General features: G+C 50.7%; 13 protein-coding genes. 7 read left to right on the top strand and 6 right to left on the bottom strand.

Annotated features, from left to right (window positions below; translation table 11 throughout):
- Nucleotides 1-55 precede the first annotated feature (55 nt).
- Nucleotides 56-550, bottom strand: coding sequence for a hypothetical protein (locus tag FAES_RS20260; RefSeq protein ID WP_148289419.1), 495 nt, complete (start codon nt 548-550; stop codon nt 56-58).
- 1,423 nt (nt 551-1,973) lie between these two features.
- On the opposite strand from FAES_RS20260, the gene FAES_RS20250 reads away from it, so the two are divergent.
- The 3 genes from FAES_RS20250 to FAES_RS20240 are packed head-to-tail and all read left to right on the top strand — an operon-like array spanning nt 1,974 to nt 3,140.
- Complete coding sequence (locus FAES_RS20250) at nt 1,974-2,375, top strand: hypothetical protein (RefSeq protein WP_015333076.1); 402 nt, start codon at nt 1,974-1,976, stop codon at nt 2,373-2,375.
- A 53-nt stretch (nt 2,376-2,428) separates the two neighbouring features.
- Nucleotides 2,429-2,791, top strand: coding sequence for a hypothetical protein (locus tag FAES_RS20245; RefSeq protein ID WP_015333075.1), 363 nt, complete (start codon nt 2,429-2,431; stop codon nt 2,789-2,791).
- A 52-nt stretch (nt 2,792-2,843) separates the two neighbouring features.
- Nucleotides 2,844-3,140 carry a hypothetical protein gene (locus FAES_RS20240; RefSeq protein ID WP_015333074.1) on the top strand — a complete coding sequence of 99 codons (297 nt, stop codon included), beginning with the start codon at nt 2,844-2,846 and terminating at the stop codon, nt 3,138-3,140.
- A gap of 19 nt (nt 3,141-3,159) precedes the next feature.
- On the opposite strand, the gene FAES_RS20235 is transcribed toward FAES_RS20240, so the two are convergent.
- The 5 genes from FAES_RS20235 to FAES_RS30170 form a co-directional block, all read right to left on the bottom strand.
- Entirely contained in the window at nt 3,160-5,928 is a 2,769-nt protein-coding gene (locus FAES_RS20235) for a tape measure protein (RefSeq protein ID WP_015333073.1), read from the bottom strand.
- A gap of 132 nt (nt 5,929-6,060) precedes the next feature.
- Nucleotides 6,061-6,657 (bottom strand): DUF4468 domain-containing protein, encoded by a 597-nt coding sequence (locus FAES_RS20230; protein WP_041258211.1) that lies wholly within the window; start codon nt 6,655-6,657, stop codon nt 6,061-6,063.
- 100 nt (nt 6,658-6,757) lie between these two features.
- Nucleotides 6,758-7,891 carry a DUF4236 domain-containing protein gene (locus tag FAES_RS20225; protein WP_015333072.1) on the bottom strand — a complete coding sequence of 378 codons (1,134 nt, stop codon included), beginning with the start codon at nt 7,889-7,891 and terminating at the stop codon, nt 6,758-6,760.
- A gap of 661 nt (nt 7,892-8,552) precedes the next feature.
- Nucleotides 8,553-8,861, bottom strand: a complete 309-nt coding sequence (locus FAES_RS20220) for a hypothetical protein (protein ID WP_041258210.1) — start codon at nt 8,859-8,861, stop codon at nt 8,553-8,555.
- A gap of 63 nt (nt 8,862-8,924) precedes the next feature.
- Nucleotides 8,925-9,422, bottom strand: a complete 498-nt coding sequence (locus FAES_RS30170; protein ID WP_148289418.1) for a hypothetical protein — start codon at nt 9,420-9,422, stop codon at nt 8,925-8,927.
- A 230-nt stretch (nt 9,423-9,652) separates the two neighbouring features.
- Here FAES_RS30170 and FAES_RS20215 point away from each other — a divergent pair, with 230 nt between their 5' ends.
- The 4 genes from FAES_RS20215 to FAES_RS20200 all read left to right on the top strand — a co-directional run bounded on the left by FAES_RS20215 (nt 9,653) and on the right by FAES_RS20200 (nt 15,751).
- Complete coding sequence (locus tag FAES_RS20215; protein WP_015333071.1) at nt 9,653-10,012, top strand: Imm10 family immunity protein; 360 nt, start codon at nt 9,653-9,655, stop codon at nt 10,010-10,012.
- A 1,317-nt stretch (nt 10,013-11,329) separates the two neighbouring features.
- On the top strand, nt 11,330-13,987 hold the full coding sequence (locus tag FAES_RS20210; protein ID WP_015333070.1) for an excinuclease ABC subunit UvrA: 2,658 nt from the start codon (nt 11,330-11,332) through the stop codon (nt 13,985-13,987).
- A gap of 121 nt (nt 13,988-14,108) precedes the next feature.
- Nucleotides 14,109-14,402 carry a putative quinol monooxygenase gene (locus FAES_RS20205; protein WP_015333069.1) on the top strand — a complete coding sequence of 98 codons (294 nt, stop codon included), beginning with the start codon at nt 14,109-14,111 and terminating at the stop codon, nt 14,400-14,402.
- Nucleotides 14,403-14,833: 431 nt separating this feature from the next.
- A complete protein-coding gene (locus tag FAES_RS20200) occupies nt 14,834-15,751 on the top strand; it encodes an alpha/beta fold hydrolase (RefSeq protein WP_015333068.1) in 918 nt (305 codons plus the stop codon).
- Nucleotides 15,752-15,768 lie beyond the last annotated feature (17 nt).

Genomic DNA, 15,768 nt, shown 5'->3' with positions numbered 1-15,768 from the left:
TCGGCTACCCTCCGTACTAATCGGAAGCAATCAAAAGAACTTATCATATGTAAAATTATAGCTTCACAGTGCTATCAACCTTAAAGTTCTTTGAGCCTTTTGGTGAAGCTCTATCAAATGTCTTTGGCTTATTTTCTGGATACGATGTTAGTAAGAAGAAAATACCCGCAGCTGTTACGAATAGATGTATCAATGACCAAAAGTAATGATGTTTTAGCTTAGAAATAGGAAAGAAAAATTTTCCCGTTTCATCATCTGCTTCATCTCTCAAGAGTAAAATCTGGGGATTATCACCACAAGCTTTTTCATAATATTGATACCACTTATCCAGTCTTCTCTGATCTCTTTGATGTATATGGTATAGTTTCAATACCATTAACGAACCGAAGATGCCTAGTACAATTACGAAACCCATAAGTGGTTTAGTCTCAATCGCAAATTTTTGCTGCATAATAAAGCCGATAATTGCAGTTGAAACAGTGACTACTATGACGGTTACCTTCTCCCTTAAATTCTCAACATGTCTCATTTCTTCCCATGTTTGTTCCATGTAGAATTTGAGAAAGTCTTTTTCATTGTTATTCATTGTTATTATTGTTCTGCTAAACTTATGTAAGCATCGATTGCAACACTTTTGCCAATAGATCTATAGTGGTAACTAAATCGGAGGAGTAAACAGAATAACGGATAGAAAGCAAGATTGGCTGAAAATATGAGTATTACGCTATGGCCAGTGTTTATAAATAACCACAAACACATCATTGCTAGAAGCTCAAGTAAGAAAAAGATAATTCTGAGCGTATTTCTATGGCTTAATTTTTGAACTTTAGGGTCTTTTTTATTGTATTCAGGTTCTTTGTCCATAAAAATTCTGCTGAAATAGATGTGCAAACTTGTTAATATTAGTTGCAAAATATAATAAAAGGTTACTGTGTTAGCGTTAAGGTCAAAGATCACCTTTAGTGTAATAGGTAAATAGATTAAAAGCGATAGTAGTAAAAAGGTGGCAAGATTGATTGATAACTTATAGTTCATGTATAAGTACCAGTAATAATTGTTGAATGATAAATATCTCTCCATGAGTTTGAATCTCATCAAATAACTTATCTCGTTTGCAGTTACATCTGATTCTGAGTTATAACGTTCCTTAATCTTTTTCTGTATTGATGATTTGAATTTTTTATAAAAGCCATCTTCTTCTATCTTTTCTTCTACTATGTCGTCAAAATTCAAGAAATATTCAGAAAATGATTCGACGATAAGATTCATTATTAAGCATACTCCTAGAATAATGATAGTCTTATTGAAGAATGACCATTTTTGTATTGTTTCATAGAAATATTGTATGTTAACGCTTTGGTAATAGCCCTTGTTATATATATAGCTATGAATTGCATATGAGCCAACGAGAAAAACACAAGGAAAAAGAAATACAAAAAATACTCTATACAAGAACCAAAGTAGCCTGTCAAAGTAGCTTGGTACGTTTTCCATTATTTTTTATTTTAAGTTATGACGATACTAGATAAGTCATTAATTGTTTACTAGAATAACTGATAAATATTAGGTGGACTGATCAATGTGGAGAACTGCGTAAACAGGGAAGAAACTATCTGGTAAGCCGAATTTGTGGAAAGTCAATGTTCGGTGCTATGTTACCACCCATAGACACTAAATACACAGTAGACAACCCAAAAATAGGCATAGCTCCGAAAAGGTATCTACACACAAACACTCATCGTCATGAACTTGCCTTATGCCTGGCAAAGCTCACGAAAAGGGAAAATATAAGGGTTAACCGCCAAGCTGATCTTAGTAGCATGGTCATGTCCAATTCTGGCCAAAATAGGGTAATTAAAAACAAGTCACAAGTTGCCCCACTACCAATTAGCTCAATTTTCTGGAGATTATTTTCCCACTGAAACTAAATTCTATTTAGTCTTTACCCGAATGGCTTTGTGGAGCTTCGGCCCATGATGACGCTCGAACAATGTACCTACCATGCCAACGGCCATAAGCTGGTCTTCGGCATCTTTGCCTTGAAGCAATTCAATCTCGCTACACAGACCTACCCGACCATTTTCTCCGTCGTTGCTTATTTCAACGGGCACACCCAGTTGAACGGGCTGATCGAAATGGTCCGGGCGGGCTATGAGCAAGGTAATCGCAAAGTCATTACTCCCTACGAGGCGGCGGACATTGTCCAGACGTTCACGGCTGAGCAACAGGACGAAATGAGTATGTTGTTTTACTCCTCTATCGTCGGCGAAGACTTTATCACCTGGGCTGAACGCCAGAAGCAAGCCCTCGAACAAGCAGAAGCGGACGCCGTAGGTCCTCAACCCGAAACGACTGACAGCATCCCAAAGTCCTAGACGTTGGTGAAACGTGGGCAGAAATCGGTCGCGTCGCCCTCGGAGAGTTGGGAATGGATGTGTACCGGTTCTACTTCGGCTATACCTGGGGCATTTACCAGCTCAAACTCGAAGGCTACGCCCGCAAGGCGAACCGAGCGAGTGAACAAAGCTGGTTGCAAACGCGGGAGTTGATATTTCTGCTCTATAACACCAACGTCGAGGCGAAGAACCAGAAGAGTCGAAACGAACTGTTGCCACTACCCTCTGACGAACAGCATTACAAGCCGAGTCAAAGCAGGTCGCAGCAGAACGATCGCTTCTTTGCCGCCCTTGATCGGGAAATGGAGCGCCAAGGGTATGATGTTCCACAGGATGACAGCGGCTTTTTTGAGGCGATACGCGAACATACAGCGCGTATAAACACGGGCGAGTAACAAGATTGATCCCCCCTAACTCAGAGTAGATTGATTTATTCAAGTCAGAAGAATGGCCAACAAACCTGATTATATCAACCTGCCAATGGCAGAAGTGCTGGAGTTGCTTTATCGCCAGCAGATTCGGACAATGGCCTATAATGCGGTGATTATTCAGAATCAGGCCGTCATTGTGCAGAAACTGGAATCAATCCAACGGCACCTCAACATTGCAGTCGAGAAAACGATTGATCTAAGCGAATCAAGTTTTTATCAAAGTAGCCTGGATTGCGTCGATGAAGTTACCGATGAATTTCTGGAGGCCATGCTAGATCGCTTGATTAAGCAAAAGGCTAAAACGACGGTATAATCGAAGCTGTATGGCCGGACTAATCTCGGCCAAAGTAACGGTTTTTTCTGGCTTGCCGGTCTTGAATCAATTGTAAGTCAGTGCCCCTTACCTGACTACTTAACTTAAGGTCCAGTTTTTGTGACCGGCTGTTGCTCGATTCGCCTTTGGCCATTTGGTAATTAGCCCGCTCATACGCGTCACTGCCCCGAACTCCGAATTGGGGCGTGTTCACGGCCCCAACCAGGCCGCCCGTTGCTAAGCCGGGAAGCCGCCCCTGGTTGAGGTGATTCAGAAAGCCTACGCCTAACCGGTTTACCGCCGAGGCTTTCAGCACATATTCCCCATTTGACAGCCAAGCCGGAATGCTGTCGGACGTACCCGTACCCTGTCCAATGACGTGACCACCCTCGGCAAACTTCGCAGTTTTCAGCGCGGCCCCGCCTGCGATCAGCGCCAGACCCGCCCCAATCTTGGCCGGCCCCGTCAGTAAAAAACCTTGCAGGCCAGGGAAGGCTCCAGCCAGCAATTCCAGACTACCCGTTTTCAATACCGTCTGTCCTAACTGCATAATGAAGTCGCCCAGTATGCCGGATATAAGGGATAATGCGTTTTGTAACGGCGCTTTGCCTTCGTTCAAATCCCGCATGATCGATTCGCTTAGGGCGGTAATTGCGCCGGTCCCCATGTCGGTAAACATCGCCTTGCTGGCTTGGATGGCGTCCCTGCTTTGTTTCAGCTTCGCGGTGTACTGCGCCACGTAGTCGTCCATGTGACTCGTGACCGTGCTGATATGGGCACCATATTTACCAAAGTCACCGCTTGCCGAAACGGTAGGGACGCCCAGTAATTCGGCCCGATTTGCCGAATCATCGGCACTTTCACGCCCCCCGCTGGCTCGTTTAGGCGCACCTGCCCCACCACGAATTTTAAGTTGGCTCAGTGACTCTATCTTGGTGACTAGCCGTTTGGTCGCTTCTTCCAGTTTTTTGGTTTCCTCCTCGGCGACAGCTACCTTTTTGACCACCGCTTCGTAGTTATCGAGCAGTTGAGTTGGTAATTGGTCAAAAGGAACCCCGTCGGCTAGCAGCGATTCGATTTCCTTCTTCAGGTTGCCCTGAATCCGTTTGAGAATGTCGATGGTCGTGTCCTGCCGAATCGACTGGGCAATAGGCTTAGGGCCGTACTTCTTGGGGTTAGCCCGCTCCATCTTCGTCTGCAACGCTGCCAATTCATGGCTATCCGCTGCGTTAAGCGACTGGTTATAGGCTCGCAGGGCTTCCCGCTTCTGAATCAACGCGTCATAACGATCCTTGTCTTTTTTATAGATATCAACGTAATCCGTGACTGGCTTCGGCAGGTTGGCGACCGGGGCGTTGGCGGTGCGGCTGGATAGTACCTGATTAAATGGCTTTTTGAAGTCGCTCAATAGGGCCGCTAATGAGGCCTCTTCGGTCGCTAAGGTCTTCTTTAAGTCGTAGTAGAATTTAGGCTTGATGACCGAATCTTTCAGTTTACCCCTGTCAAGGTCCGTGATCTGACTACGACGCTGCTCGATCGAATCTTTTAACCCCTGAAGGCGGGCCTGTTGCGCGGTCCGGTCCATGCCCGCAAACTGCTGGCGATCTTTGGCGACCAGCGACGCCTGGGTCAGAACATTGTTGCCCACGAATAGGGAAACCGGATTGTCTTTGAGCCGCAGTAATTGATTAGCCAGCACCGCCCACGACTTATCCTCGACCAGTTGACGGATACCCCGCAGGCTATCGGCGGCCCCGTTGACAATAGAAGCAAAGAACGTGGAGGCCCCGCTCGCGTTGTCGAAAGACTGAATCAGTTCCCGACTCTGGTTGGTCAACCGGGTGGTAGCGCCTGTCAGGTTGTTGACGTTGTCCGTCGCGTTTTTGCCGTAGGTCTTCTCAAGCTGGGTCGCCAGTTTGGGCAGCATGTCGGAAGCCAGCACCTCGCCCCGCTCAAGCAGTTTGCTCAGCTCAGACGTGGTAACGCCCATCGCCTTGGCGGCCAGGCCAAACGCGTTGGGTAGGTGGGAAGCTAACTCGCTCTTTAACTCATCGGACTGCACCGTACCGGTGCTCATCATCTGGGTCAGAGCACGCAGTGACCCTTTCACCTCTTCGTTCGAGAGCTTGAGGGCGGCGCCCGCGTTGACGACCGACCTGAATATCCGTTCGGTTTCGGCACCTTGCAGGTTCGTGCCGTTGGTCGACGCCTTTAGCCCCTTGTAGCCGTCGGCCAGGGCGCTGTAGCTGATGCCCAACTGATCCGAAAGCCCCCGCAGGAAGCTTTGCATCCGGGCGAAGTCCGCACTGGAGGTGGATACCGCTTTGAGTCCGGCATCGAGCCGGTTCATTTCGTCGGCAATGTTAAGGGCCCCTTTCAGGGCGGTGACAGCGGTAGTCGCTGCCGTGATGGCTGCCGTCGGGCCGATGAAGCCAGACAAGTCAAAACCTGTTGAGCTTGACGTAGACAGGCCGGTGTTCTGCAACTGATTGATGCGCCGCTGCAACCCGTCGATTTCCCGATTGGTGCGGGCGATAACGCCCGTATCCAATGAGAGATTCCGCCGCTGGGTCAGCAGGGCGAGCCGGTTGTTGAGCTGTTCAATGCTCAGGCCGACGCGCTGGGTCGTTCGGGTTATCGAAGCACCGAACCCATTATCAAAACCTCGCCCCGCCCGTGAACCGGCCGCTTCGACCCGCGCCAGCAGACCCACTGCTCGGCCAATAGACCGCTCAAAGCCGGAGAGGTTGCCGTCTATGCTGACGGAGAGCCGTTCGGTCGTATCCATGGGCGTAAAGCTCCCTGGACGCCCCGACGTACTGACTAAAGATAATTTAGTTTGTTGTGGCCTGTAGCCAAAAAGACTTGGCCAAATCTGATGAGCAATCAGCCCACCGGGGGCTAGTTGACGTAACGGTGATTAGAACTCACTCTTACCGGGCTGCTTCATAGCCGCTTCAATGCTTGTCAGAAAGGCTTTGAACTGAGCATCCATCGCTTGCAAGTGGGCGAACTGCCAACCAGCAACACGTCCTTTCTGTCTGATTTGTTCGATGATTCGCAAATTAAAGTCTCGGAAAGGAGTAATGACAGGCGTGGCTAACGTAGTGGTGGTGAACTCGTAGGGATGGACTTCGCAACGGTACTTACCGTCTTTACACCGAATATCAATCACGACCCGCTGCGCCGTCGAACCGTTGCGACTTTTGGTGTATACCAGTGGCTTAGCCGCAATCACGCCGCTCGCCTTATCTTCGTAATCGATCACTGATTTGGACGACCTAAAGGTATCCATGCACCACGACCTCGCCCGATCAAATAAAACACTGGCCGGGGTATTAGGGACGTCAATGACTTGTATATAGGTTAGTTCGCCAGTAGTCGTATCAAGGGCCGCCGGGAGCTGATGCAGAGCTAGGTCAACCCGCTGAGTAAATCCCTCAAAACTTAACAGACTGACAAGCACCACCTTAAGAAGTGTAGATAAGGCGTAGGTCAAGTAGCGCGGACGATTCATTGCGTAATCTAGTAAATGAGTAATATATCTGATTGCAAACCTTGCTGTATTTCCGAGTTTGTGATGTTGCAGGAGAGGTTAAAGTCAGATGGCCGACGCTTCAACGTTGCTTTGTCCCTCGAATAGCTGCTTGATAGTCCCGGAACGCGTTGCCAAACGCTTCAGTAAACTCATAATTGCTAAGCTGGTATTGCTCGTTGAGACCAGTGGTTGTGTTCAGAATCAGTTCTCCATACCGCACCACCGGGATCTGATGGTTGCCCTTGAACCGCTTATCGGGCGACCCATTCTTGTTGACTTTCGCCCATGTTTTGTCAATAATTTTTGTGTCGCGAGGAATCGCATCCCTTTCGACGAAACGCACATAACTTTGAGAAAGGCTTAGCTCATCCAGGCCAATCACGGCGAAGTTTGTTTTCGACGAATACATAATCACAAAACTGGGATAGATATACAAGTCCGCCCCGTTGGCATTTTGAAAGCACAGCGCATCGAACCCCAACTTGACTTCGGGAAGCGATTTGAGGCTAAATCGGACCTCACGCTTTTCCACTAGTCTGCTCGCGGATGAACGGGTGGTTTTTCGATCCTGGTGGTGCGCGCCGGTGACATCCCAGATTTTTGCGCATCCTGTTAGCTGAATGAAGCTGTCAACCAGTTTTTGGTACCGTTCCTTCAACTCTTGGTCAAAGTCAATCTCAAAGGCCACGTAGCTGTCCTCTACTGCTTGCTGAAGCTGGGCGATCGCTTCTTTTTGAGACTCGATATCGCTTTTGATCTGCTCGGGAATAGATCGTTTGATCAAGCCATAAATTAACAGGTAACTGATTACCAGTTTAACCTTCGATCCGCCAAGAGAGGCTTTCGTCTTTAGAAGGTCGCTGTTCAGTTCTTTTCGCTGCTGATGGGCTAGCAACAGGACTTCCTTCACGCCCTGCATATTTTGACTAGTGATCTCCTGAACGTCCGAACTGAAAATATTACCCCTGGATTGATTCAGTGGTAGTATGCGATCTGATGGAGATGAAGTGGGGTCTGAAGGAGGCTCCGGCCCTGATAGCCTTTGTCGATTGTGAAGCCCCAGGACGGGTAGGCTAGTGTTGAGGAAAGTTCCGGATTTGCCAACGGTGATGCTCGCTCCTCGGACGCCGATCGAGGTACTGATGCCACTTTTGCTGAGATTGAGATGGACACCTGGGATAAGTTTGATTCGTTTGCGGTAAGACCAAGCCATAGTTGTTTATGAGCGTAAACCAGAACACAGGTCTGGAATTCTGTTCGTGTTCTTGTAGTAAGCGTTTGTATTGGAATAGAGCTAAACTACCTAGATGAAGCAAATCGCATATAATAATTCAGCCTTCTTTAGTTCATGCGCTCGATACGCTCGATATAAACATACCGTATTGGCCCCCTTATGGGAGTTGGTAGATTTGACGTATAGATACGCCCCCAAACCCGGTAATCTGGCTTGAAGGTGGTATCCCTATCAATGACACTTGATGATATAGGTAAATCTTTTACCTTGTCATTGCATAACTCGCAGATAACTGCATTTCTATTTGGTACTGGCGTATCGCTAACTCTGGGCACCTGCCTGCCGAAGCCAAGCCCCCAACTGCCGTAGGGTGGACCACTAAGTACCACTGGCTCACCTACGAAAGTCTCATCATAGCCGAAAGCGATTTTATCCGACTTCTCACAACAAGTCCCATTTCGACACCCCTTTTGATTAGGCTCGATTAGAAGGGTTGATTCTTCAGGGGTCTGAACAACTTCGTTCTTACAACCTAGTCCGACTAATATTATAATTGCTAGTAACCCAGTAAGCCGCTGTAAGCGTTGATTGATGTGGATGTGCATATCAATGAAGCATTGTTGGTCAAGTCAACTAGCTACTACCTGTCTCGAATTGAGAGGATTTTAATACGAGTATCTTTACAGATTGGGGTATTCGTGGTTTCAGCTACTTCATAACGCATCCAAACCTTGCGAGGCAACTTATTAAAATCACCAAACTGGGTAAACGACTCTGAAAGATCGAATGTGGTAAAAGCACCTTGAGGAGTTGTCATAAGCCACCCGTCGTTACAGCCTGTGAACGAAACCGCAAAAGCCACAATAGTTGCTTCTTGCTCTGGCTCAACCTTGTCTTTGCAACTGAATGATCCAACCAGTAGGCCAATGATGTATAAAAATCGTTTCATACCTTTTTTTCAACCAGACCCAGCGCTTAAGCTTTAAGTTGTAACTGGACGACTGGTTATTTTTTAATTCATGCGCTCAATGCGCTCGATGTAGACAAACCGCTCTGGACCCCTTCCCGTGACCGTGATATTGGTTCCGGTGTAGACCCGCCCCCAAACGCGATAGGTTGGCTTGAAGCTGGTATCTCTGGCAGCAACAACTGGTGAGACCGGCAGGCCCGTCACCTTGTCGTAACTTAATTCACAAACGACGGCTGCTCGCGTCGGTATCGGTGTGTCTCTTACTTTAGGAATCTGCCGACCAAAGGCCACTCCCCAAGAGCTGTTGTAAGGCGGGCCACCCAGTACGACAGGTTCAGCGACCAGCGTTTCATTATAAGCAAATATGATCTTGGGCGACAATCCGCAGCAAGTCCCGTCACCGCAACCTGTTTTATTCGGCTCGACCGTAACAGGTGGCACTTCTGGGGTATTAACCGACTCGTTTTTACAACCTAGACCGGCCAGTATTGCGAGTGATAGGAGCCCGGCAAGCTGTCGTAAGCGTTGGCTTATGATCATAAAAGTGACGCATTTCGGTCAATGTAAGTGACTTATTTGCTGGCACTGTAGAGCTGATCCGTGTATTTATTGAGCGGTAACCTTAAGGCGCTTTGGTGACAATGCCTATTACTTCAACAGCTTGGAGACTGAGGGTTGATCTTGAATAAAGCGTCGCCAGTAGCATGGCGGCGTATATTGCCCCCGTTATCAGCCAAACACACACGCTGTTCTTTTAGCGGGCATTCGGTATGGAGGTGATTCAATTCGAGGCCCGGTGGGTCGATACCTGGCTGGAGGACGGGGCCCAGCACGTCATCTGGGCGGCAAGCGACGAGCCCGACGCCGAGCGCTTCAGTTTACAACGCGACATCTCCGACCCCGACGGCTCGTATTACTGCGAGCGTAATGACCAGGACCAGGGTTGCTACGGGGGCATTGCCCAGCTACACCTCAACCGCACCCAACTGCTCGTCTGGCTCACGCCCAAAGGGAGCGACCGGCTGGGGTGCGAGCTCATCCTGCTTCACTTTAGTACGAGCGAGGCGCGCTACGCCGAGCTGCGGGCGACGATGCAGCGGGTCCTGGCGGGTACGGGCCTGATCGAATAGGTGGGGGGGCGCCAGCTGACTTTCACGAGTACGATGGACCGGATAAAGCATTGGCGCAGGTCCCGGCCGTGACAACTCTTGGTTTTGCTTGGTGCCAGGCCGCCATGAGAGCTTCAACGGTCAGCCCCTACTCATGTATCGCAAACTCAGGCTTTTCTGCGAGGTGAGACGCTGATTCTTGAGACGGCAAATTGAGACTAAGCCAATCTTGCTTTGATGCTCTCAATGCACCAGCTATAGCATGTCAAAAAAAGGGGGTTATAAGAAACAGTAGTCCTACTAAATATTGTACTTTTTTCATGCGCGATTCGGTTTCTCTCTTTACTACCATTACATAAATCGGTCCAAAAGGAGAAACGGCTTTTAATGAAGTACAGATGTAAGCTCACACCTGTCTCAGGAGATACTAATCACGGCCTTATTGTACTCGAACTAACTGAACGCCCAGCACCGGACAGCCATCTATTGTAATGCCTTGCATGGCCACGCGTAACCTTTGCACTACATCCGACAGGGAAAATGTAGTGGAATGTGCCTTTCACTATCCGTTTGCATGAGCGGTTTCCAGTAGAGACCGTCCCCTTGATCAATGGGGTCAGAGATATTGCTGGTGGTTGCCTCCGCATCATAGCATAGCACATAAAATTCTCACTGAACCGACTGGTAGCCAACAAATTGAATCGACTTCATAGCCCCTCAATTTTCGTATTGCCCTGCATAGACCGTCTAGCTAAAGCCGATAAAGGATTCTCCTGGAACTAGGCCATGCCGCATGTGGGGAATGGAGATTTGTCGTGCCACATAGTGGGTCGCTGATTGCCTGAAACAAATAGGGGCAGCATGATAAAAAAAATCGCTCTAAACAATAATTTTAAACTAGTGTTACCCCAATAGAACGAATAACGGTTTCTATATACGTGTCCTTCGCCTGGTTGCCCAGTTGGGATTATGTCCTTCAGATGGACTGCTTCTGCCGGACGTAGAGGTCTTGCCTGCTCAACCAGTATATCTGCTGCCCATTCAGGGTCAGCTCCGCTAGGCCAACTCGCTTTCTTTCTGGTTGCCCGGTGCCAAGCGTTGCTGACCAACTGGTGACCCCTTGTAAGACCGATCCAGGCCTGGGAAGCGGCAACGGCTTAAGCCGTGACGAGTTTACTAACAAAGTCCCATTCTGGATTTGTTATCTTATTATTGGACAATACGTTATGCGTGTTCACTACACTGTCCAGCAAAAGTAAGCAAGTTTATTCCCGCTGTTAACGAAAAAGCGAACACGTTGATAGTTTATAGCAACCTCGCCAAGTAGCTTCTTTCCCCATGGCTCGACGAACAAACGCCAACGACCAGGACGATAAAGCCGCATCCGGATTTGTCCGCGTGCGGGGGGCTCGTGAGCACAACCTCAAAAATATCGACGTCTTAATACCACGCAATCAGCTGGTGGTTTTCAGCGGTGTTTCCGGCTCGGGCAAATCGTCCCTGGCCTTCGGTACCCTCTATGCCGAAGCACAGCGACGGTATTTTGAATCGGTTTCCCCCTATGCCAGACGGCTCATCGATCAGGTCGGCGTGCCGGATGTCGACGCCATTGACGGCCTGCCCCCCGCTGTCGCCCTTCAGCAGCAACGCGGCACGCCCAATGCCCGCTCGACGGTCGGTAGTCTGACGACCCTGTCGAGCCTGGTGCGCATGCTCTACTCGCGCGTGGGTACCTACCCCGCCCGCCAGACGATGCTGTATGCGGAGGATTTTTCCTTCAATACCCCCCAGGGGGCTTGTCCCCGCTGCCAGGGCATGGGCCGCGTACATACCATGACCGAAGAGTCGATGGTTCCGGATCCGTCGCTGACCATCCGCCAGCGGGCCATTGCCGCTTGGCCCACGGCCTGGGGCGGTCAGAACCTGCGCGACATTTTAGTCTCCCTGGGCTACGACATCGACATACCCTGGAAAGACCTGCCCAAGAAGGACCGACAGTGGATTCTCTTTACGGACGAGCAGCCTACAGTTCCCGTCTATGCGGGCCTCACCCCAACCGAAACGCGTCAGGCTCAGCGACTGAAGATGGAACCCAGCTATCAGGGAACCTTCAGCAGCGCCCGACGAAACCTGGAGCACACGCTGGCCCATACCGACAGTGCCGCCATGCGCAAACGCGTGTTGCAGTTTATGATCAGTAGTCCCTGCCCGGTATGCCAGGGCAAGCGCTTAAAGCCAGAGGCCCTTTCCGTTACCTTCGCCGGCTATGACATCGCCGATCTCTCGCATCTCTCCATAGCCCAACTGGCAGACGTTATCACCCCGGCCGCGAATGGCGAGTTTGCCGCCGACAGGAATTCGGCAACGTCGTTGGTGAGTCGCCAGGCGGCAAAAGCCGCGCTGGATCGGCGCCTGCGGGCAGGTGGCTCAGCGCACAAGGGCGCCCCGGATGTGCGCCGTACGGATGATCTCTCGCCGGAAAAGCGCATCGCTGCCGAGCGCCTGTGCGGTGATCTGCTGGATCGCCTGACAACGCTCATTGAGCTGGGCCTGGGTTACCTGTCGCTTGACCGTAGCACGCCTACCTGCTCATCCGGTGAGTTGCAGCGACTGCGGCTGGCCACTCAACTCTCCTCCCAGCTCTTTGGGGTCATCTATGTGCTGGATGAGCCGACAGCCGGGCTGCACCCGGCCGATGGCCATGCGCTCTTCGACGCCCTGGACAGGCTCAAAGCGTCGGGTAACTCGCTTTTCGTGGTCGAACATGACGTTGAGCTGATGCGCCGTGCCGATTGGCTGGTTGATGTTGGCCCTGAAGCGGGCAGCGCGGGCGGGCGCATTCTCTACAGTGGCGAACCACAAGGCCTCAGGCAGGTCAGCGAGTCCCGCACCCGGCCCTACTTGTTTGAGGAAACAGCCCGACCCTCGTCTCCCAACCGTTCCCCTCAAGGCTGGCTACGTCTGGAAGGAGTCCGACGAAATAATCTCCAGGGGGTGACTGTTTCGTTTCCGCTGGGTTGCTTTACCGCCGTAACCGGTGTCTCGGGGTCGGGTAAATCCAGCCTGGTGAGCCAGTCTCTGCTGGATCTGGTAGCAGCGCATCTGGGTATGAGACGGGAAGAAGCCGAGGAAGATACGCTGGAAAATACCCCCGCCGAAAAAACCATCGGTCGATTGGGGGGCGCTATCGAGGCCATACAGCGACTGATTGAGGTGGATCAAAAACCAATCGGACGAACCCCGCGCTCCAACCTGGCCACCTATACCGGGCTTTTTGATCAGGTCCGCAAACTCTTTGCCGCCACGCCGGAGGCCCGTAGGCGGCACTTCGATGCCGGGCGTTTTTCCTTCAACGTCGCCAAAGGGCGGTGCCCTACCTGTGAGGGAGCAGGCCAGGTCAGCATCGAGCTGCTGTTCATGCCGAGCGTGTATGCCCCCTGTCCGACCTGTCATGGCAAACGCTACAACGAGAAGACGCTGGCCATTAACTGGAACGGCAAATCCATTGCGGATGTGCTGAACATGACGGTTGACGAAGCCTGCCTGTTCTTTGCCCAGGAAGCGTTGGTGTTGCGGTCCCTAGACACGCTACGGGATATTGGCCTGGGTTATCTCAAACTGGGGCAAAGTGCGACCGAGCTTTCCGGCGGGGAGGCCCAGCGCATCAAGCTCTCCACCGAACTGCAACGAACCCAACGGGGCACCACCCTCTACGTGTTGGACGAGCCGACCACCGGCCTGCATCCGCGGGATGTCGACCGTCTTTTGGTTCAGCTGAACCGCCTGGTTGATGCGGGCAATACCGTTATCGTCGTCGAACATGATATGCGTACGGTCGCCCAGTGTGATTGGGTGATCGATGTGGGTCCCGGAGCGGGGAATCACGGCGGCACGATCGTTGCGGCAGGCACTCCCGCCGAGCTCGCCACGTGTCAGGCAAGTCGCACGGCTCCTTTTTTGGCGAATAGTCTGAAACCATCACGAAGTCCCCTCTAATCAATGCAAAAACAAGTCTATTTACCCTATCACGTATCTTGAATGCATTAGAAAACGTAGGACTAAAGTCGTACGTTTTCTAATGATCATACGGATTACAATCCTTTAAACTCATAGTATCATGGAAAAACTGTCATTACTGGCTCGTGTTCAAGCAAAGCCTGGCCAAGAAGCTACTGTCGAGAACTTTCTGAAAGAAGCGCTGGCACTGGCTCAACAAGAAGAGGGCACCATTCGTTGGTATGCTTTTAAGATCAATGAGAATACGTTTGGTATTTTCGACACGTTTGCCACCGAAGACGGCCGGCAAGCCCACCTGAACGGTGAAATTGCGAAGGGGTTGATGGCCAATGCGGATACGCTGCTGAGTGTGCCCCCCGTGATCGAACAGCTTGAATTACTCGCCGTTAAGTAACAGTTATAACAGGGTAGTGATGTTCATACTTTGGTAAGTAAAGTATGAACATCACTACCCTGTTACTAATCAGGCGACAGCTATTGTATCCTCAAAATACACTAGTTTTAATAGTCAGTAAAGAAAACGGTCCTTTACTTTACTGTTGGATTAACACGCTGAATACAGCTTATTTTGTTCTATTTCAAGGCACATAACTTGGTCAAACAATTAAAATAAGCTAAGCTGTGTCGAATATTGAGTTTTCTAACTCCATATTTTCATATTGGTCCGTTTTGCAGTACAGACCTACGTATAAACATGGACGAGTTGCAAAATCGTCCGCCCATCAAACCTGACCCGGAATCACTTTTAAAACCAACGCGTCCTGATCGGAGTTGAGTCAGCGGGTCTGTCACCTGACAAAACGATCCATTAAACCGAAACGACCCATGACAATGCACTACGTCCGGCGAGGCACCGGCACACCCTTACTCTTAGTTCACGGGATTGGTAGCAGCCACCGGTCGTGGGATCTGATCATCGACGGCCTGGCCACCAAACGCGACGTTATCGCGGTAGATTTACCCGGCTTCGGAGCCACACCGCCCCTGACGGGCGAGACCTCCATTCGTACCCTTGCCGACGCCGTGACCGATTTTCTGGCCAATAATAATCTGACGGGCATCGACGCCGTCGGCAGTTCGATGGGCGCGCGGTTAGTGATCGAACTAGCCCGGCGGGGCGGGGTGCTGGGGGCCGTCGTGTCGCTCGACCCGGGTGGTTTCTGGCAGGGCTGGGAAATTCCGTTCTTTTACCACTCCGTGCGGTTATCAGCCCAGCTCGTCGGCACATTACAACCCGCACTGCCTTTGCTGACCGGCAACCCCGTTGGCCGGACCTTGCTGTTCGCTCAGTTTTCGGCGGCTCCCTGGAAAATCCCTGCTCCGGTAGCGCTACAGGAACTGCGAACGTTTGTGCCCACGCCCGCATTCAACGAACTATTGGACAATCTGGCCCATGGCGAAAAACAGCAGGGTGCCCCGGCGGGTCTCATTCAACAGCCGTTAGTTATTGGTTGGGGACGCCGGGACCTGGTTTGTCTGCCCGGTCAGTCGAAGCTCGCACTAAGTTTGTTCCCCGATGCGCAACTGCATTGGTTCGCCAACTCGGGTCACTTTCCCCAACTCGACGTTCCTGAAGAAGCAATACAACTGATTCTGGACGTGACCGACGGAACGTATCAGGCTCAACCGGAGCGGACTGAGGCCCCAGTGGAGGTGAAGCACCCAAACAACGTACTGATTGGTGTAGGTGTCGCCGTTGTGGTGGCGGGCCTGTTTCTGGCACTTCGCAGCGCCAGGTGGTAATCTCGGACGACGAGAGA

It is taken from the genome of Fibrella aestuarina BUZ 2, assembly GCF_000331105.1.
Lineage (GTDB): Bacteria > Bacteroidota > Bacteroidia > Cytophagales > Spirosomataceae > Fibrella > Fibrella aestuarina.
This window is presented reverse-complemented; position numbering and strand designations above follow the sequence as displayed.

Excerpts from the sequence above, each read along its gene's own strand:
- FAES_RS30170 (WP_148289418.1), bottom strand. The coding sequence starts at position 9,422 with ATGATCATAAGCCAACGCTTACGACAGCTTGCCGGGCTCCTATCACTC.
- FAES_RS20210 (WP_015333070.1), top strand. The coding sequence starts at position 11,330 with ATGGCTCGACGAACAAACGCCAACGACCAGGACGATAAAGCCGCATCC.
- FAES_RS20260 (WP_148289419.1), bottom strand. The coding sequence starts at position 550 with ATGGAACAAACATGGGAAGAAATGAGACATGTTGAGAATTTAAGGGAG.
- FAES_RS20250 (WP_015333076.1), top strand. The coding sequence starts at position 1,974 with ATGATGACGCTCGAACAATGTACCTACCATGCCAACGGCCATAAGCTG.
- FAES_RS20235 (WP_015333073.1), bottom strand. The coding sequence starts at position 5,928 with ATGGATACGACCGAACGGCTCTCCGTCAGCATAGACGGCAACCTCTCC.
- FAES_RS20215 (WP_015333071.1), top strand. The coding sequence starts at position 9,653 with ATGGAGGTGATTCAATTCGAGGCCCGGTGGGTCGATACCTGGCTGGAG.
- FAES_RS20240 (WP_015333074.1), top strand. The coding sequence starts at position 2,844 with ATGGCCAACAAACCTGATTATATCAACCTGCCAATGGCAGAAGTGCTG.
- FAES_RS20200 (WP_015333068.1), top strand. The coding sequence starts at position 14,834 with ATGACAATGCACTACGTCCGGCGAGGCACCGGCACACCCTTACTCTTA.
- FAES_RS20205 (WP_015333069.1), top strand. The coding sequence starts at position 14,109 with ATGGAAAAACTGTCATTACTGGCTCGTGTTCAAGCAAAGCCTGGCCAA.
- FAES_RS20225 (WP_015333072.1), bottom strand. The coding sequence starts at position 7,891 with ATGGCTTGGTCTTACCGCAAACGAATCAAACTTATCCCAGGTGTCCAT.
- FAES_RS20245 (WP_015333075.1), top strand. The coding sequence starts at position 2,429 with ATGGATGTGTACCGGTTCTACTTCGGCTATACCTGGGGCATTTACCAG.
- FAES_RS20230 (WP_041258211.1), bottom strand. The coding sequence starts at position 6,657 with ATGAATCGTCCGCGCTACTTGACCTACGCCTTATCTACACTTCTTAAG.
- FAES_RS20220 (WP_041258210.1), bottom strand. The coding sequence starts at position 8,861 with ATGAAACGATTTTTATACATCATTGGCCTACTGGTTGGATCATTCAGT.